General features: G+C 42.2%; 15 protein-coding genes. 11 read left to right on the plus strand and 4 right to left on the minus strand.

Annotation, left to right across the window (positions count from 1 at the left end; genetic code table 11):
* Positions 1–7: 7 nt before the first annotated feature.
* Genes AAFF35_RS07085 through AAFF35_RS07095 form a run of 3 tightly spaced genes read left to right on the plus strand, consistent with a single transcriptional unit; the run spans position 8 to position 5,260 of the window.
* Positions 8–1,984, plus strand: coding sequence for a RagB/SusD family nutrient uptake outer membrane protein (locus AAFF35_RS07085; protein WP_342331717.1), 1,977 nt, complete (start codon positions 8–10; stop codon positions 1,982–1,984).
* Between the two features lie 6 nt (positions 1,985–1,990).
* Positions 1,991–2,962: a DUF4973 domain-containing protein gene (locus tag AAFF35_RS07090; protein WP_342331718.1), complete on the plus strand. Its 972-nt coding sequence runs from the start codon at positions 1,991–1,993 to the stop codon at positions 2,960–2,962.
* Positions 2,963–2,968: 6 nt separating this feature from the next.
* Positions 2,969–5,260 (plus strand): GH92 family glycosyl hydrolase, encoded by a 2,292-nt coding sequence (locus AAFF35_RS07095; protein ID WP_342331719.1) that lies wholly within the window; start codon positions 2,969–2,971, stop codon positions 5,258–5,260.
* An 8-nt stretch (positions 5,261–5,268) separates the two neighbouring features.
* Here AAFF35_RS07095 and AAFF35_RS07100 read toward each other — a convergent pair whose 3' ends face one another.
* Both AAFF35_RS07100 and AAFF35_RS07105 read right to left on the minus strand, forming a co-directional pair.
* Positions 5,269–6,033 (minus strand): response regulator, encoded by a 765-nt coding sequence (locus tag AAFF35_RS07100; protein ID WP_342331720.1) that lies wholly within the window; start codon positions 6,031–6,033, stop codon positions 5,269–5,271.
* Positions 6,018–9,188, minus strand: a complete 3,171-nt coding sequence (locus tag AAFF35_RS07105) for a two-component regulator propeller domain-containing protein (RefSeq protein WP_342331721.1) — start codon at positions 9,186–9,188, stop codon at positions 6,018–6,020. The genes AAFF35_RS07100 and AAFF35_RS07105 overlap by 16 nt, the downstream gene beginning before the upstream one ends.
* 251 nt (positions 9,189–9,439) lie before the next feature.
* Here AAFF35_RS07105 and AAFF35_RS07110 point away from each other — a divergent pair, with 251 nt between their 5' ends.
* Positions 9,440–12,175: a glycoside hydrolase family 78 protein gene (locus AAFF35_RS07110; RefSeq protein ID WP_342331722.1), complete on the plus strand. Its 2,736-nt coding sequence runs from the start codon at positions 9,440–9,442 to the stop codon at positions 12,173–12,175.
* A 48-nt stretch (positions 12,176–12,223) separates the two neighbouring features.
* Here AAFF35_RS07110 and AAFF35_RS07115 read toward each other — a convergent pair whose 3' ends face one another.
* Positions 12,224–12,865: a DUF6266 family protein gene (locus AAFF35_RS07115; protein WP_342331723.1), complete on the minus strand. Its 642-nt coding sequence runs from the start codon at positions 12,863–12,865 to the stop codon at positions 12,224–12,226.
* Between the two features lie 406 nt (positions 12,866–13,271).
* Here AAFF35_RS07115 and AAFF35_RS07120 point away from each other — a divergent pair, with 406 nt between their 5' ends.
* The 5 genes from AAFF35_RS07120 (at position 13,272) to AAFF35_RS07140 (ending at position 15,343) form a co-directional block, all read left to right on the plus strand.
* Positions 13,272–13,442: a hypothetical protein gene (locus AAFF35_RS07120; protein WP_342331724.1), complete on the plus strand. Its 171-nt coding sequence runs from the start codon at positions 13,272–13,274 to the stop codon at positions 13,440–13,442.
* A 101-nt stretch (positions 13,443–13,543) separates the two neighbouring features.
* Complete coding sequence (locus AAFF35_RS07125) at positions 13,544–13,864, plus strand: metalloregulator ArsR/SmtB family transcription factor (protein WP_124578472.1); 321 nt, start codon at positions 13,544–13,546, stop codon at positions 13,862–13,864.
* Between the two features lie 6 nt (positions 13,865–13,870).
* A complete protein-coding gene (locus AAFF35_RS07130; protein ID WP_342331725.1) occupies positions 13,871–14,335 on the plus strand; it encodes an SRPBCC domain-containing protein in 465 nt (154 codons plus the stop codon).
* A 34-nt stretch (positions 14,336–14,369) separates the two neighbouring features.
* Positions 14,370–14,753, plus strand: a complete 384-nt coding sequence (locus AAFF35_RS07135) for a DoxX family protein (RefSeq protein ID WP_342331726.1) — start codon at positions 14,370–14,372, stop codon at positions 14,751–14,753.
* A gap of 11 nt (positions 14,754–14,764) precedes the next feature.
* Entirely contained in the window at positions 14,765–15,343 is a 579-nt protein-coding gene (locus AAFF35_RS07140) for a YdeI/OmpD-associated family protein (RefSeq protein ID WP_342331727.1), read from the plus strand.
* An 18-nt stretch (positions 15,344–15,361) separates the two neighbouring features.
* Here the strand turns inward: AAFF35_RS07140 and AAFF35_RS07145 are convergent, their stop codons facing one another.
* The gene (locus AAFF35_RS07145) at positions 15,362–16,195 is read right to left on the minus strand and encodes a hypothetical protein (protein WP_342331728.1); all 834 of its coding nucleotides are present in this window, start codon (positions 16,193–16,195) and stop codon (positions 15,362–15,364) included.
* A gap of 187 nt (positions 16,196–16,382) precedes the next feature.
* Here AAFF35_RS07145 and AAFF35_RS07150 point away from each other — a divergent pair, with 187 nt between their 5' ends.
* Both AAFF35_RS07150 and AAFF35_RS07155 read left to right on the plus strand, forming a co-directional pair.
* Positions 16,383–17,339, plus strand: a complete 957-nt coding sequence (locus AAFF35_RS07150) for a hypothetical protein (protein ID WP_342331729.1) — start codon at positions 16,383–16,385, stop codon at positions 17,337–17,339.
* Entirely contained in the window at positions 17,336–17,809 is a 474-nt protein-coding gene (locus AAFF35_RS07155) for an HAD domain-containing protein (RefSeq protein WP_342331730.1), read from the plus strand. The genes AAFF35_RS07150 and AAFF35_RS07155 overlap by 4 nt, the downstream gene beginning before the upstream one ends.
* Positions 17,810–17,825 lie beyond the last annotated feature (16 nt).

The following is a 17,825-nucleotide window of genomic DNA, read 5'->3' on the forward strand; positions in this document are numbered from 1 at the left end:
TACAGACATGAACAAATACATTTATACAGCGACCTTATCTGTTTTACTGCTTTCCTTGTTAGCATGTAAAAAATACCTGAACACGGAGCATTATTTTAAAGAAGACCGTCTGAGTCTGGATAAAGTCTTTACGAATAAAGATTATTCCAATCAGTGGCTTGCTGATGTCTACACGCATCTTCGCGGATCAAACGCAGAGGTGGCGAGTAAAGGACTTACCCCATTTAATTTCATCTCAGATGATATGTTCTTTGGCGACCGGAGTAATGCTTACAAGAGGTTCAAAAACGGAGAATATACGGAAGGAGATGAACAGGGGAGCTGGGGATCCTGCTATGAAGGGATTCGTAACGCTTCGATTTTCATCCACAACATAGACCTTAATAAAGAAATGACTGCCAACGAAGTGGCCGATACAAAGGCACAGGCGCGTTTTCTGAGGGCTTATTATTACTGGTTGCTACTGAGGAAATACGGGCCGATTCCGCTATTGCCTGATGAAGGGGAGGACTATACCAAAAGTTATCAGGAGATCGCAAGACCGAGAAGCTCGTACGATGAATGTGTGGCATTCATCACCTCCGAGTTTGCCGAAGCGGCAAAATACCTTTCATTGTCCAATACCAACAGGGATAAGGGACGTGCAACCAGGGGTGCTGCCCTGGCGGCAAGAGCAAAAGTTTATCTTTTTGCCGCAAGTCCTTTGTTTAACGGGAACCCGGGGCTTGCCGGATTGGTAGATCATGAGGGTAGACAACTGGTATCACAGCAGTATAATAATGAAAAATGGGCCAGAGCTGCAGCAGCGGCAAAGGATGTGATCAATATGAACGCATACCGTCTTTTCACCGCGCCCTTCAAAGCTGCAGACCAGGGACCGGGCCAGGCCAAAACTATTGTGCCTCCCTACAATGCAAAATATTCTGATCAGAACTTCCCGATGGGATGGAAAAATATTGACCCTTTTGAATCTTACCGGCAGCTGTTCAATGGTGCCATTTCTTATTCAGACAATCCTGAACTGATTTTTTCCAGGGTGACAGAACAAAGCAGCGAAGGGATTGATCAAATGGTCCTGCATCAGATGCCGTTTTCTATGAAAGGATGGAATACCCATGGAATTACACAGAAACAAGCGGATGCTTACTCTATGAATGACGGAACTAATATTGCTACCTCTCCCCGCCGACAAGGTTACACGACTGATGCGAGTTCTCATTTACCGCTACCTGCCAAAGTTTCTTTGCAGTATGCAGAGCGGGAGCCCCGTTTTTATGCTTCTGTGGCCTATAATGGAAGTATCTGGGAAAACATCAGTGCCTTGAGGCCCGACGACCGCCATATACAGGTCTTTTACTATAGAGATCATTCCAATGGGAAACAGGCGTCCTCTCCGGATTTCTACATCAGGACAGGTCTGGGCATCAAGAAATATTACAACCCTATTGATTCTTATATGGAAGGTGGTTTCATCGTACCAAAAGTAGAGCCGGCAATGAGGTATGCGGATATCTTATTGATATATGCGGAAGCATTGAACGAGTTAACAGGCAGTTATTCCATTCCGAGCTATACCGGTACGGAAACGATAACCGTAACCAGGGATATGGCAGAAATGAGTAAATACATCAGTGAGGTCCGCATCCGGGCTGGTGTTCCGGATTATGGAAATGATGTTTATGGAAGTCCGGAGCTGTTAAGAAAGGCAATAAAAAGAGAACGGCAGATTGAATTGTTCGCAGAAGGCCAGCGGTATTTTGACCTCAGGCGCTGGAAAGATGCTCCGGTAGAAGAAGCAACCCCGGTGGTGGGCTGCAACATGAACATGACGGAAAGCCAGCGGGAACTATTTGATACGCCTGTACCTATTCCCTCTTTGCCCACCATTTTCGTGGATAAAATGTACCTGTGGCCCATTTCCCATAGCGAACTGAGAAAAAACAGAAAATTGACCCAAAACCCAGGTTGGACTACTTTTAACTAAAATTTTATGAAAAGAGGATATATATTGGCTTTAATCGGCTGCATGCTCGTCAGCTCCTGTAATAAAGAATGGGAGGATGAATTATTCCGGAAATCGGTGTCTTTCGTGAATAACGGAGTGGTGGAAGTCCATGTGAAATATAATGCTGAGGGGGGCGCCATCCCTGTTAAGGTACCCATCATTGTAAGCGGGTCTACAGAGAATAGCGGCGAGGTGAGTGTGACCATAAATACGGATGCAGATACCCTTCAGAACCTGAACTTCGAGCGGTTCAGACTGAGGAACGACTTATATTTTAATGAACTTCCTAAGGAGTATTATCAATTCAGCTCCATGAATACGACGATCCCGGCTGGCAGTAACATGGGGTCATTTAACCTGAATCTGAAACTGGCAGGTCTGGATTTTAGCAACAAGTATATTTTACCTGTGCAGATCATTTCCACCTCATCACTGGCCATCGCTACAGGCAGGGGCTATAAAAAGTCCCTGATGCGGATCGTTCCATTTAATGACTACTCAGGGAGATATTCCGTTGCCGGTGAAGTATGGGATAGGAGCCGTCCTCAGAATGAGCAGAAGCCATTAACGGTGCCTTTCAGAAATGCCTATGTAGTAGACGAAAAGACGGTTTTTTTCTTTGCAGGAGTAACGGAAGAAGAAGCGCTGGACCGTCGGGAGTATAAGATCAAGGCTTCCTTTAATGCGGATACTAAAAGCGTCACCTTGAGTTCTGAAAACCCGGCTATTAAATTTACCCAGCAACGCGGAACCTTTACGGTAAAGAAGGAAAAGGATGGGGTGCTCCCATATCTGGAGCGAACCTATACCACCGTTGTGCTGGAATATGAGTATAGCGATATTTCGAATCCGGCCTTCCCCATTGCTTACCGTTTTGTTGGGTCAATGGTACTGGAAAGAAAAAGAAATACCTTAATTCCTGATGAAGATCAGCAGGGAACGATCATTATACCATAACGACACATGAAACTTAAATTTATTGTCTTTTTTATTTGTCTGCAGTGGAGTATGCGAGGTTCGGCCCAACAGGCCGACCTCGTAAAATATGTAAACACGCTGCAAGGAACCAATTCAAAACATGAACTGACCAGGGGCAACACGTATCCTACTACGGCCTTGCCCTTTGCCATGCATACCTGGACGCCTCAAACCGGAAGAAACGGAGATGGCTGGAAATACCAATATTTTAAGGATAAAATAAGGGGATTTCAACAGGCGCATCAATGCAGTTCCTGGTCCAGGGATTATGCGGTATTCTCTTTGATGCCCATGACAGACCAGCTGGTGGTCAATGAAAATGACCGGGAAGCGAAGTTTAGTCACAACGATGAAATTGCGAAACCCAATTATTACAAAGTTAAGTTTGAGAACCAGATCAGTACCGAAATCTCCCCTTCTGAGCGGGGTGCTCATTTGCGGTTCAGCTATCCGGCAGGGAAGAAAAGCTTCCTGGTTTTGGATGGATATACCGGCATCAGTGGAGTTAAAATTTATCCTAAGGAAAACAAGATCACAGGCTTTGTGAACAATGGAGAGGGCTTCAAAGAAGGTTTCAAGAGCTTCTTTGTCGTCCGTTTTGATCAGCCCTTTACCGCTTATGGAACCTGGGAAAACAAGGGAAACACGATTAACGCAAATGATAAAGAGGCGGAAGGTTCAGGCAAGGGGGCATATCTTCAGTTTAAGGATGGCGTAAAAGTTCAGGTTAAAACAGCCTCTTCTTATATCAGTATGGAACAGGCGGAATTAAACCTGAGCAGGGAACTGGGGGCCGATAAAAGCCTGGAAGTAACCAAAGCTAAGGCTGCTGAAGTTTGGAACAAATCATTGTCGAAAGTGATGGTGGAGGGTGGAACCGAAGCGGATAAAGCGACCTTCTATTCCTGTTTCTTCAGGGCAAGCATTTTCTCCAGGAAATTTTACGAACTCGATGCCGGTGGGCAGCCTTATTACTTCAGTCCTTATGATGGAAAAGTACATCCGGGGTATATGTTTACCGATACTGGTTTCTGGGATACTTTCCGTGCCCAGTTTCCTTTAAATACCCTCATGCATCCCGAGATGCATGGCCGCTATATGCAGGCTTTAATCGATGCCTATAAACAATGCGGATGGTTGCCTTCCTGGTCTTTTCCAAGCGAGGCTGGGAGCATGATCGGTAACCATGCGATCTCCCTGCTTGCAGATGCCTGGGCAAAAGGAATCAGAACGTTTGACCCTAAGGAAGCCTTAGCCGCATATTTACACGAAGCGACCAATAAAGGCCCATGGGGTCCTGCAAATGGCAGAGATGGCTGGAAGGAATACTTTGAACTGGGCTATGTGCCTTATCCTAAATACAGAGAGGCGACGGCAAAAACATTGGAATATGCCTATGATGATTATTGCGCATGGACCCTGGCTAAGATGACCGGAAACGATTTCTATGCCCGTATTTTCGAAAGGCAGATGTACAATTATAAAAATGTCTACGATCCTTCTACCAAATTTATGAGGGGGAAGAATGCTGAAGGACAATGGACGCCAAAGTTTGATCCTTTTGAATGGGGAGGTCCCTATACGGAAGGGAATGCCTGGCATTATCAATGGTCCGTATTTCAGGACATCAGGGGCCTGGCCAATTTAATGGGAGGTCCGCAAAATTTTACGGCTAAACTGGATTCTGTATTCTCTGAACCCAATACCGTGAATGTAGGTACCTATGGTGGGATGATTCATGAGATGACGGAAATGGTGATGGCAAACATGGGACAGTATGCACATGGAAATCAGCCTATTCAACATATGGTTTATCTGTATAATTATGCAGGCCAACCCTGGAAGTCGCAGTTTCATGCCAGGAATGTGATGAGCAAACTCTATGATGCTACAGAAAATGGCTATCCCGGTGATGAAGATCAGGGCCAGACCTCTTCATGGTATGTCTTGAGTGCCCTCGGATTCTATAGCGTCACCCCAGGTACAGATCAGTATGTGATGGGCAGTCCTATGTTTAAGAAAACGACCATCAATCTCGAAAACGGAAAGCAGTTTATTATTGAAGCTCCGGCAAACAGCGCCAAAAATGTATATATCAAATCTGCCACTTTAAATGGAAAACCTTATACGGCTAATTTTATCCGCCACAGCGATTTGGTAAACGGCGGGATCCTGAAACTGGAAATGTCAGACCAGCCGGCGTTGAGCAGAGGATTGGCCGAAGCAGATCAGCCGTTTTCTTTAAGCAGCGGTATTGGTTCCGGTAAAGGTAAATAATGCTGAGGTTATGATTTATGGTTTGCATATTCCGTAGGTGACATTCCGAATTGCTTGGAGAAAACTCTTCCAAAATGAGTTTGAGAGCTGTATCCAACCAATTCGGAAATCTCGTAGATCTTTAATTCACCTTCTTGCAACAGCGCTGCACCCCTTTTTAAACGGGAAATATTGATCAGCTCATTGGGGCTGAGGTTTGAAATCGATTTGATTTTTCTATACAAAGTAGGCCTGCTCATGTTCATGTGATTGGCCAGGTGTTCTACATCCAGATCTGGGTTGCTGATGTCTTTATCAATGATGTTTTGGATCTTCTCCAGGAATTGTTCATCCGCTTTGGAATGGGCAATTCCTTTCAGGTGCAATAGTGGTGAACTGGAGAAATAAGCTTTGATCTTATTCCTGTTGGCGATCAGACTGCTCACCTGCACTTGCAGGAACTCTGGTGAAAATGGTTTTTCAACATATACATCGGCGCCCAGTTCCAGTCCCTGTATTTTTGAGTCCAAGGTATCCTTTGCCGTCAAAAGAATTAAGGGGATATGGCTAAATTCAATGCTCGACTTGACCTTCATGCAAAACTCAAAACCATCCATTTCCGGCATCATAATGTCACTGATAATTAAATGGACCAGCGCTGTTTCCAAAATGGCAAGGGCTTCCAGACCGTTCGTTGCCGTCAGGATCTGAAATTTTTCACTTAGGTCATCAGCGATGAACTCTAAAATTTCTTCGTTGTCATCTACGAGTAGAATCGTTATCTCTTTTTCCATTTTCCGTCTAAATTAAATTCCATGGCCTGATGAATCGGGAATACTGCTACAAATACATTGCCTTCCGGCCCACTTTCTTCCAGGTACAGGCGGCCTTGATGTAACTCTGCCAGCGATCTCGAGATGGATAAGCCAATGCCGGTACCCCGCTGCATTTCTGTTTCCCTGGACCTGAAAAAGGGCTCAAAAATTTTATTCTTTATTTCCGGAGGGATTTTAAGTCCATCATTGAAGGTCTGAATGCTAAACTGGTCTTCCTCCGGATTGATGCGAAGTACGATCTTTACTTTCGATTTGCCATACTTGATCGCATTGTCTACCAAATTACTCATGATCTTGTACAAGGCCTCCGTATCTACATAAGCAAAAAAATGTACGGAGGGCAATAGGGTTTCAAAACTGATCTGTTTGCTTTCCGCGGCATCCTGAAATTGCATTTTGATGTCCTCAATAAGTTCAGAGATGTCTACTTTCACAAAATTTAAAGAATAGCCCTGAACCTCTGTCTTTCTGAAGTCCAGCAACTGATTGGTGAGGTTTAGTAAACGATCCGTATTTCGGTTCATCGTTTTCAAATTCTTCTCAATGACGGGCACCTCTTTTGAAAGTTTCATGATCTTTTCCATCGGCCCTTTGATCAGGGTGAGGGGTGTCCGGATCTCATGTGCTACATTCGTGAAAAACTCAATCTTCGCCTGATAGATCTCTTTTTCTTTTTGATGTTCAAAGAGCTTCATCCTTCTTTTATTTTTAAGGTCTGTTCTTTGATGGTACTGCAGGATCACTGCGGTAGCTATCCCCAAAAACAGAATGGAATAAAGGGCATAAGCCAATGAGGTTTTCCAGAAAGGGGGGAGGATCACGATGCGGAGCTTAACGTTGTTTTTGCTCCATTCCTTGCTTCCGTTAATCATCGCCTTGGCCTCAAAGATATAGGTTCCCGGTGCCAGTTTGGTAAAATAGACTTTTCTGTTGGTTTTTAAATATTCCCAGCTGTTGTATAATCCGGTCATTTTATAGGCGTATTCTGTAGTTACCGGGGACGCATAACTGAGGCCGGCGAAATCTATACTAAAGGAAGATTGGTTGTGCTTCAGGGTGATCTGATCGGTGTAAAGAACAGATTTGCTCAGGATCTTATCCACTGTGGGATCGGTACTTTCTGTATTGTCGATCTGGAAACCGGTTAAAAATACAGCTGCGGTTTTAGAAGTGGTATTGAGCTGTTCGGGTAAGAAGCTGATCATTCCCTTCAGACTCCCGAAATACATCCTGCCATCCGTATCTTTATAAGAAGAATTGTAATTGAACTGATCGGTCAGGAGGCCATCGGCCTTGGTGTATGTTTTCACTTCAGCCGTCTGCGGATCAAATCGGAACAGTCCGCGGGTACTGCTGATCCACAGTTTATGGTCATGATCTTCCAGGATTCTGAAAAGGAAATTACTCGGAAGCCCCTGGTTGGTATTGTAAGATTTAAAGCTTGATTTTTTCTTGTCCAGCAAGGATAAACCACCTCCATCTGTGACTACCCAGATGTTCTTTTTGCTGTCTTCAAAGATTCCATTGATGGTGTTGCTGCTCAGGCTGTTTTTATTGCCTTGTTCGTTGACAAAATTGGTATACCTATTGTCGCCCAGCCTGAAGCGGAATAGCCCTTTATCATAGGTTCCTGCCCATATGTTCCCTTCACTATCTTCCAGGATATTGTTGTAGAAATGAAAGGGGATTCCTGGTATTGCGTCAAAATCATCTTTTTTGCGGTTGTACTTATAGAGTCCTACTGTTGTTGCCAGAAGCAGATCGCCAGTCCTGGTTTTAAACATACTCAGCACGAAACTGGACCGTAATGAATTTCCTTTTCCTGGTACATAATGTTTGATGACAATGCCCGTATTGATATCCATCACATCTAAACCATGCTCGAAAGTACCAATCCACAGGTGATTGTCGTCGATCACTAAACCATGAATATTGGAGTGTGCAATCGTAGTCTTGTTTCCGGTAGGGAAAAAGGAGGTAAAGCGACCTGTTTTTGGATCCAGTTTATTCAGACCGGCATCCTCCGTTCCAATCCAGAAGTTGCCGTTTTTATCTTTACAAATTTCGCGGACATCGCTTCCGCTAATGGAGTTCTGCTGCTGCTCCGGAAAGTATTTATTGAAAATAGAAGAGGAGGGCGCATAATAGTTGGTCCCACCAAAATAGGTTCCCATCCACATGCCCCCATCTCTGTCCCTGCATACCGAATAAATGGCATTGTCTGAAAGTGTATAAGGATTGCTGTAGTGTTTTTGCTGGTGAGAAATACTTCCATCCCGATGGTTATAGATGTATAATCCTGATTCGGTGCCGATCCAGAATTCATCTCCATTTATGGACTGTATATCTCTTACATAAATGTGTGTTTTATCCTTATTCTGGGTAATGACATCTTTTAATACGTTTGTTTTAGGGTTAAACAGCTTAATCCCCTGGTTGCTGGATCCAAGCAGGAGCTGATGGTCTCTGGTTTCTGTAAATACCGGAATCCATCCAATGTTAACTGAACCTTTTTTGTTCATTTGATAACGGGTCTGAAAAGATTTGCTCCGCGGGTTATATACCGCAATCTTACCATCAGAGCTCGTGATTAGAATCGCTCCGTCCGATTGGCAATAAACGGAACCGACCTCAAATGAGTCGTCAATCGGTATTTGTAAAAACTCTTTTTTTATCGGGTTATAGCGATAGATCTTGCTGTTGGAGAGGAGCCATAGGTTGCCAATCTTGTCAATGTGTATGCTGCGAATGCCAATCTGAAGGGTTTCTTTTACTGCGCTGAAGGTTTCCTTTTCAGGGTGGTACTGGTAAAGCCCCAGGTCTGTACCAATCCAAAGACCCGCAGTTTTGTCGCTCAGCAGGGAATAGATCTTGTCATTTCCCAGACTTGCCGGATCTGCCGGATCATGACGATACGTTTTGAATGAATAACCATCAAACCTGTTCAATCCATCCTTTGTGCCAAACCACATGAAGCCTTTATCATCCTGAACACTGGCAAAGACGCTGTTGTTGGACAGTCCGTTTTCTACCTGATAGTGTTTAAAATAATAGGGTTGCGCGTGTAAGATTTCCGCGAATAGCAGCAAGAAAATGAAGGCGGTTATTTTCAAAATTATTTGGCTCGTTGTTCAAATATATTAAAGATAACATTGCTTTTAGTATCTCAGAGCGATTGAGACAAAATGCTGAAATATTGAGTCAAATCTGCGGGATCAACGGAGAATATTGCTTTATTTTAGGAGCATATTCAATAAAACTACGTACAGGATGGAGCAGGTTGCCGACTGTAAATCATTGGTTTATCTTCGGGTGGTTTCCTTGAAAAAATGAACCCGGAACACCAAATATTCAACAAACAGCTATGAGAAATTACCATATAGGAATTGTACTATTTTGCACGATGCTTAATTTACCAGGCTTTGCCCAACAGTTAAGCGTTAATGGTTTAAGGACGGAATATCGTAAAAACCCAATGGGAATCGATGCTGCTGAACCTCGTTTAAGCTGGAAGGTCATCTCTTCCCGGCGTAATGTGATGCAAAGTGCCTATCAGATCAGGGTAGGTATAGATTCTGCGGGTCTATCAGCAGGTAGGGCGGTAGTATGGGATACCGGGAATCAGAAAAGTGATGCTTCTGTTTTTGTGCGTTATGGAGGTTCGCTTTTAAAATCGGGTACCCGCTATTACTGGCAGGTAAGGGTAAAAGACAATCAGGGAAATAGTTCTGCATGGAGCGCCGTTAATTCCTGGCATACCGGTTTGCGGAGTGCTGCGGAATGGTCCGCTCAATGGATCACCACTTCCCCCGCAGATACGGTTGTCGGACCAAGCCCTATTTTCAGAAAGGTCTTTTCTACCGAAGCAAAGGTGAAATCTGCTGTGCTTTATATCACTGCACATGGTTTATACGAAGCGCAATTAAACGGAAAGCGGATCGGGAATGATCATCTCGCACCCGGTTGGACGAGTTATCATAAACGCCTGTTATACCAAAGCTATGAAGTGACCTCCTTGTTAAAGAAGGGACAGAATGCCATCGGGTTTAGCTTAGGCGATGGATGGTACCGTGGATACCTGGCCTTTGACCGGAGACGTGACTTTTACGGCAAGCGATTAAGTGCTCTGGTACAACTGGTGATTGAATATACCAATGGGACAAAGGAAACGATCAATAGTGATGACAGCTGGAAATACAGTACAGGACCGATTCTTTTTTCAGACCTGTATAATGGAGAAATTTATGACGCCAGGTTGGAAAAGGGAGATTGGGCAAGTCCCGATTATAACGATGCAGACTGGAAAAAAGCCGGGACCATTCAGGCTGATAAAGAAGTGCTGGAGAGCAGCATCAGTCCGCTTGCCCAGAAACATGAACAATTTAATGTGGTTAAAATCATCAAAACCCCTAAGGGCGAAACGGTTCTTGACTTTGGACAAAATCTGGTAGGCTGGGTCTCCTTTAAACTGACTGCGAAGGCGGGCTCCTGGATTCAGCTGGAACATGGCGAAGTGCTGGATAAAGCAGGCAATTTTTACGATGCCAATCTCAGACATGCCAAGCAACATGTGAAGTATATTTTTAAAGGAAAGGGGCTGGAAAGTTATGAACCTCATTTTACTTATCAGGGATTCCGTTATGTAAAGGTAACGGGGGATCTTGCTCAGATCGATCCTACGTCTTTTAAAGCAATTGCGGTGTATTCAGACATGGCTCCGACAGGGACGTTTAATACCTCTAATCCTTTGCTAAATCAATTACAACACAATATACAATGGGGGCAGAAAGGTAATTTTATGGATGTGCCAACAGATTGTCCTCAGCGTGATGAGCGCCTGGGATGGACGGGAGATGCGCAAGTGTTTTTCCGTACTTCAGCTTTTAATATGGATGTAGCCGGTTTCTTTACCAAATGGATGAAAGATGTGGCTTCAGACCAGTTGAGCAATGGAAGTATCCCTTTTGTAGTACCCAATGTCCTTGGCAGCAATGATGCCGGTTCAACCGGTTGGGGGGATGTGGCGACCATTATTCCATGGAATATGTATATCGCCTATGGTGATAAAGAAATATTGGCTACACAGTATCCAAGTATGAAAGGCTGGGTTGATTTTATGACCAGCAAAAGTAAAGACGACCTTTGGAATACAGGTTTTCATTTCGGCGACTGGTTGTTTTACCGTCCGAATGACGACAATGATGGTCGTTCGGCAATTACCGATAAATACCTGATCGCACAGGCTTTTTATGCACATTCTACTCAATTATTAGTGAATACGGCAAAGGTTTTAGGGAAAAAATCAGACGAAGAAAAGTATACCGAATTATTGGATCGCATTAAAAAAGCATTCCTGAAAGAATACATCACCCCAAATGGAAGAATGGTCTCAGGATCTCAAACTGCCTATGTTCTGGCCCTGAATTTCGATATGCTGCCGGAAAATTTAAGAGCTCAGGCGGTGGATTTCCTGGTCAGGAATATAGAAAGCTATGGCAATCATTTAACAACTGGCTTTTTGGGTACGCCCTATCTTTGTCATGTGTTGAGCCGCTTTGGTCGGACGGATGTGGCTTACCGGCTTTTGCTGCAGGAAAGCTATCCTTCCTGGTTGTATCCTGTCAAAATGGGGGCAACGACCATCTGGGAGCGCTGGGATGGGATTAAACAGGACGGCAGCTTCCAAACTACCGATATGAATTCGTTTAATCATTATGCGTATGGTGCAATAGGCGATTGGATGTACAGGGTGATGGCAGGTCTGGATACTGATGAGTCTGCACCTGGCTATAAAAAAGTAATCATTTCCCCAAAGCCCGGCGGGAATATCAGCCATGCTTCGGCAGAACTTGAAACTTTATACGGCCTGGCGCTGAGCGACTGGAAGATAGAAAATGGGATTTTTAAATTAAAAGTGGTGATTCCTGCAAATACCAGCGGACAGATCAGACTGCCCGGTGCAGCCAATGAGACCGTTACTGAAAGCGGAACGGCATTAAACGCCGTCAAAGGACTTGGTAAAGTCGCTACTGAAGGCAAGGATATGGAGTTCAATATTGGTTCAGGAACCTATCAATTCGAGTACCTGATAAAATTATAATTACCTATACAAAATCCCCTGCTAACGTTGCAGGGGATTTCTGAGGAATTACAGTACAGTTAGTTTTCCCAGATAACTACTGTTACTTACTGATTTACCTGTTGGAGATACAAAGTAGATCCAGCAATGGACTTCGTCTCCGGCAAAATCAAATGGAAGCGTCATTTTGTATTTCAGTGCCGATCTGGGGGCTACCCCTTTGGCAGAAACAACAATGTTTCGTTCCGGATGATAGACTACAATTGTAGCCAGATCCAATTTGTCGTTGTACTCGGTTGAACTGCTGGCTTCCCATTCACAGTTGATCTCTACGTTGGCAGTTGGAACGGCTTTGCACTTATTGGCATCGTTCAGCTTACCTACGCTTAAAACCACTTTTGCGAAGTCAATTTTATAATCCGGTGCAATACCTGTTATTGCATTTTTCAGATGGTAACCAGTCGCCGCATTGGCGGGTGTCATTCCATTTTTAAAAGATTGATAACCCACTGAGATGTGGTTCTGCATTACTTTTACGAAGGATCCGATTAGACTAAAGCGAAACCTGATGTTCAACTGTTCGGTGGATGGGTTCTTACCACTCAGTTCTGGTAAACTTCTCATGTATTGAACTCCATTCCAGATACTGCCTATTACAGTTCCGATAATTCCGCGGAAAGGGCCGAGGATCCCTTTTTTATATTTTCCCATTACGGTAATATTTAAAATGTTAAAAATTCTGTTTATTGTAAGTTCGCTTGCAAGCTGCTTTTCTTTATCCTTTCCCGCCGGCAGGAAGATTTAAATCATCGCTGAACTATTACACCACAAACATAAGTCGATAATTTTTAACTATTTGTATGTCTGTTTGTTGTGGTTTAATTTGGATGGGTTTGAACAAAAATAGACGTCTTTGAACAATCAGTATTTTAGTTCATTTAAGCTTTATTGTGATTTGGCGACTTTCCGTTGAAGCCCGATGGATTCTAATTGTTAAATTAAACTCGCTCTTATGCTATTAATTCTTATTCCCGGCGGTTGTTGCTACAACTGTAGCAACCTGTACGATTGTAGGTGGGATCGCCTGGAGTCAGGACCGGCTTGAGGATTTAGAAGCATGTTATCAGACCCGGGAAGAAGAGTACATTCCGTTAGTACAGATTCACTTGCGCATTCGGCGGAAACCGTTTTGAATGATAAAGGATTTGATGGAATGCATGTTACTAAATTTTCGAAAGACTTTTTCGATCTGTTGAACGACTTGATCAGAGATGCCAAAAAGGCATAATCGACTCCAATAACAACACATAAAGCATTCGTTAAAAAAAATGAATAAAAATTTGCGTAGTTAAATGACTACATGTATATTTGTAGTCAAATAGCTACATAATGAATTTAAGAAGAGACGTATTTCAAGCCATCGCCGATCCCACAAGAAGGGCCATCTTGTTATTGGTTGCTTCGCAATCTCTAACCGCAGGAGCAATTGCCTCAAATTTTGACACCGCCAGGCCAACCGTTTCAAAGCACCTGCAAATACTTACCGAGTGCGAATTGCTGAAACAAGAGCAAAACGGGAGGGAAGTTTTCTACCACATCAACGCAAAGAAAATGATAGAAATAGCAGACTTTATCGAGCCATTCCGCGAAATGTGGGATGAGCGGTTTAATAAATTGGAAGCCATCATGAAAAACTACAAGAAAAAATAGACTGATATGGAAATGAAAACAAAAATCAACGCGGAAGAGGGCAAACAGGAATTAACGATTACCAGGGAATTTGATTTACCGGTGGAGTTGCTTTTCAAAGCGTATGTAGAACCCGAAATTGTGGCGCAATGGATGGGGACTAAAGTCTTGAAACTCGAGAGTAAAATACACGGCAGTTACCAGTTTGAAACAACAGATCCTAAGGGAAACAAACATGGATTCAATGGGGTGATTCATGAGTTCGTTCCGAACGAGAAAATCACAAGGACATTTGAGATGGAGAATTCCGCTTTTGCTGTCCAGCTGGAATTCTTAGCATTTGAATCACTTACAGAAGACACCAGTAAACTCAATATGCATATTGTATATAGGTCTGTTGAACTTCGAAATCAAATGATAAAAATGGGTTTTGCACCAGGCATCAATATGGCACATAACCGGTTGCAGGATATCGTTAACAAATTAAAATAAAACAACCAAAATCAACCAACTAAAATAACAGATTATGACAAAGAGAAACAAAATTATTTATTGGATTGCTACCCTCTGGCTTGCATTGGGAATGCTGTCAACCGGTGGCGTACAGCTATTCAAGGTGAAAACGGAAGTAGATGTGATTACGCATTTGGGCTATCCGGTCTATTTTTTAACCATATTAGGTATTTGGAAATTTTTAGGGGTTCTCGCAGTCCTTCTTCCTAAATTTCCTTTAGTAAAGGAATGGGCTTATGCAGGCTTTTTCTTTGCCATGTCCGGGGCGATATGTTCGCATATTGCCTCTGGTAATCCGATAAATGAAATATTACCTTCATTGTTATTGTTAATCCTGACTGTGGTATCCTGGTATTTCAGGCCTGCAGACAGAAAAGTTGTTTCCGTTAACTTATAATCATAAATCATATGAACCCTAAAGCAGATTTTTATTTTAAGGAAGCCAAAAAGTGGCAGAAAGCAATAGAGCAATTGAGAGTGATCGTTTTGGATTGTGGGCTCACTGAAGAGTTGAAGTGGGGTTCTCCCTGTTATACCTTTCAGGGAAACAACATTGTTTTAATACATGTGTTTAAAGAATACTGTGCGCTTTTGTTTTTCAAAGGCGCCTTGTTAAATGATGCTGGCGGTATTCTGGTCCAGCAATCAAAAAATACACAGGCAACGCGGCAGATTCGATTCAGCAATGTGCTGGAAATAGTGGCAATGAAGGCGACCTTAAAAGCCTATATTCAGGAAGCGATCGAAGTAGAGCAGGCAGGTTTGAAAGTTAATTTTAAAAAAACTACTGAATTTCAGATGTCTCCTGAATTTCAATGTAAATTAGATCAGATCCCTGCCCTAAAAGCTGCTTTTGACGCATTGACGCCGGGAAGGCAAAGAGGATATCTGTTGCATTTTTCTGCAGCTAAACAAGCCAAAACCCGGGAGTCTAGGGTTGAAAAATATATACCTCAGATCCTCAATGGAAAAGGCTTAGATGATTAGTAATGGTATATAGGAGCCTTATTTGTTTCCCATTTCAGCACGGACTTTTTTAACAAAGTCTACATCGACTTCTACAAAATCTGCCGCTTGTTTATCTGTAAATCCTAATTTTACAATTAGATTTTTTACAAATGCATGGCTCATTTTTTCTTTTGTTTCTCTTTCAACTTTACAACAAAAGAAATCGTCTTCTTCCTTAAAAAATGTGCTTATTGACTGCATAGTGTTTTCAAATTCTAGTTTAATACCTGTCCGTAATTGTGAGAGAATACGCAATTGATTAAAATATCTACTTGTCGCAAAATCTCCCTTTATAAGGGGTTTTAATTCCTTTAAAATGTAATTTATTACCTCTTGATTATTTTGTTTTCCAAAGTTAGCTAGAATACCTAACATTTTCACTTCTATGTTGGATGATTTTGTAAATAGCTTGTAATCTATTTCTGTAATCAAAATAAGATTGTAGTTGTATTTATGATTTGGTGTATCTAGAAAAGTTGGCATACCCGGTTTCTTCTCTTTTAAAAAGATCACATATTGTTTTATGGGTAGCCGATACTTACGCATCAACATAATGTTATATTCTGCCATCCGATAAACCATTTCTTTTTCATCCTCAAGCTGGAACTCTACCTGCAATACATAGGTATTCCCATCAGTATCAGTTATTTTTTTAAGTGAGTCTGGTTTTCTCTCTTTAGTATGTTGTACATCATCAGGTAATTCTTCACTCACCAAAACATCGAGATTCAGCACATCATGGACAATCATTGGAAGCGTGACTTCAAGATTCTCCCTGATGATTTTGTCGTATTGACTACCCTGTCTTCTATTGTTGTTTTGCTTTAGCATTAAACAAATGTATAAATAATTAATTTAATAAATATATAGTATTTCTTTTAAGTTTATTTATGAGTCTTTGTTGTCGATTTTTAACATCTTGCTTTAACGATCATCTAAACTTCTTCTGATTAGTAATATATTTGATTAAAGCATATTCCTTACCTACGAAACGAAGCAATTAATCATTCACTTTTATATGAAATACTTCATTCTTCAGACACCAGGCGAAATACGGCTTCTATCTGCCTCAAATGCCTTTGATGGGAAATTAAGTCTTCAGATGAAAGGATTTCGGATCACCTCAGGTATACTTGAAACCTGGGCGAAAGATGAAAAAATGTCTGTTGGCTTTCTTGAGCGCTTATTAAAACAGGGATACATTTCTATAACTGAATTCGAATACGCCAGATATTTGAAAACATCGGCGACTTTGCTATCCAATGAGGGGAAAGAGCCGGAGGGTGAGACGTGTCATATTGTTCCCTGGGCAGCAGTAGAAATGCAATTCTATCCCGGTTTTTTTAATGATCCTAACGAATACTTAGAAAGCCCTGAACTCCGTAATTTTTGTGTATATGCTGGGGATACATTTATAGACGGAGATCTCATTATTGACTATTCTGAACTGGCAACAACGGCTCAGACTAAAACAAGGAACATCATCGTGAACGGCAACCTGACCATAAAAGGTAATTTCGATGCCGGACAGGACATAGAAGCACTTCCACAATTTGTATACATCACAGGTGATCTAAACGCAGAAAATCTTATCCTGTCGGGCTGGTTAGATATCATTGTCGCAGGAAACGCAACGATAGGTAATATGGTATTCGGTTACTTTGGAGAGCCGGGCGGCAGGCTTCAGGTAAAAGGCAATCTGACAACCAGGTATCTGTTAAACGGATTTATGTACCGAATCGAAGTAGAGGGTATCACTAATGGGATATGTTATAGTTTTGATCCTATAGACAGTGTGGCAGGATTTGAAGCGCAGAAAATCAAAGACAGTTTTAGTGAAGAAGAAGAATTGGTTGCATCTCCATTGGCAAGCTCAGTAATTCCCTACGACCAAGACATAAAAGAATACGGGTTCAATTTTGAACTAACTTGCGCAATGTTGCGAAAAGGACAGACAATTTTTAAATCAATATGAAGATCTTCTTAGATATAGACGGAGTGATGGTTCATGCCAATCCACATAGACGTGTAGCGCTGGAGGAGGATGGATTTTATAAATTTAATCCGCTGGCCGTTGAAGTCCTAAATTCGATGATAGACGAGGTTGAAGACGAACTCATATTGTCAACTTCCCATAGATTTCGATTTGATATTCCACAATGGATAGCAGTTTTCCGGAGTAGGGGAATAGCCATAAATAAACTATCGATATTGAATCTGCCACTTGAATATAAGTCTAATAGAAAAACTGAAATCCTGGATTGGCTGAGCGAAAGTAAATTTAGTCCGAACGAAATTGTCATCATTGACGATGATAAATCGCTAAATGAATTGCCGGCTCATCTAAAGCAAAGACTGGTATTGACAGATCCTTATATTGGTTTGAACAGCAATTCAGATTTAAGCAGAATTCTAAACAGAAAGCCCAAAAATAGCTTCCTTTAACTCATAAGAAGAACCG

The sequence above is a fragment of the Pedobacter sp. FW305-3-2-15-E-R2A2 genome (genome assembly GCF_038446955.1).
Classification (GTDB): Bacteria; Bacteroidota; Bacteroidia; order Sphingobacteriales; family Sphingobacteriaceae; genus Pedobacter.

Bases quoted from the DNA above. Each gene is read 5' to 3' on its own strand.
- AAFF35_RS07085 (WP_342331717.1), top strand. From the start codon at position 8: ATGAACAAATACATTTATACAGCGACCTTATCTGTTTTACTGCTTTCC.
- AAFF35_RS07090 (WP_342331718.1), top strand. From the start codon at position 1,991: ATGAAAAGAGGATATATATTGGCTTTAATCGGCTGCATGCTCGTCAGC.
- AAFF35_RS07095 (WP_342331719.1), top strand. From the start codon at position 2,969: ATGAAACTTAAATTTATTGTCTTTTTTATTTGTCTGCAGTGGAGTATG.
- AAFF35_RS07100 (WP_342331720.1), bottom strand. From the start codon at position 6,033: ATGGAAAAAGAGATAACGATTCTACTCGTAGATGACAACGAAGAAATT.
- AAFF35_RS07110 (WP_342331722.1), top strand. From the start codon at position 9,440: ATGAGAAATTACCATATAGGAATTGTACTATTTTGCACGATGCTTAAT.
- AAFF35_RS07115 (WP_342331723.1), bottom strand. From the start codon at position 12,865: ATGGGAAAATATAAAAAAGGGATCCTCGGCCCTTTCCGCGGAATTATC.
- AAFF35_RS07120 (WP_342331724.1), top strand. From the start codon at position 13,272: ATGTTATCAGACCCGGGAAGAAGAGTACATTCCGTTAGTACAGATTCA.
- AAFF35_RS07125 (WP_124578472.1), top strand. From the start codon at position 13,544: ATGAATTTAAGAAGAGACGTATTTCAAGCCATCGCCGATCCCACAAGA.
- AAFF35_RS07130 (WP_342331725.1), top strand. From the start codon at position 13,871: ATGGAAATGAAAACAAAAATCAACGCGGAAGAGGGCAAACAGGAATTA.
- AAFF35_RS07135 (WP_342331726.1), top strand. From the start codon at position 14,370: ATGACAAAGAGAAACAAAATTATTTATTGGATTGCTACCCTCTGGCTT.
- AAFF35_RS07140 (WP_342331727.1), top strand. From the start codon at position 14,765: ATGAACCCTAAAGCAGATTTTTATTTTAAGGAAGCCAAAAAGTGGCAG.
- AAFF35_RS07145 (WP_342331728.1), bottom strand. From the start codon at position 16,195: ATGCTAAAGCAAAACAACAATAGAAGACAGGGTAGTCAATACGACAAA.
- AAFF35_RS07150 (WP_342331729.1), top strand. From the start codon at position 16,383: ATGAAATACTTCATTCTTCAGACACCAGGCGAAATACGGCTTCTATCT.
- AAFF35_RS07155 (WP_342331730.1), top strand. From the start codon at position 17,336: ATGAAGATCTTCTTAGATATAGACGGAGTGATGGTTCATGCCAATCCA.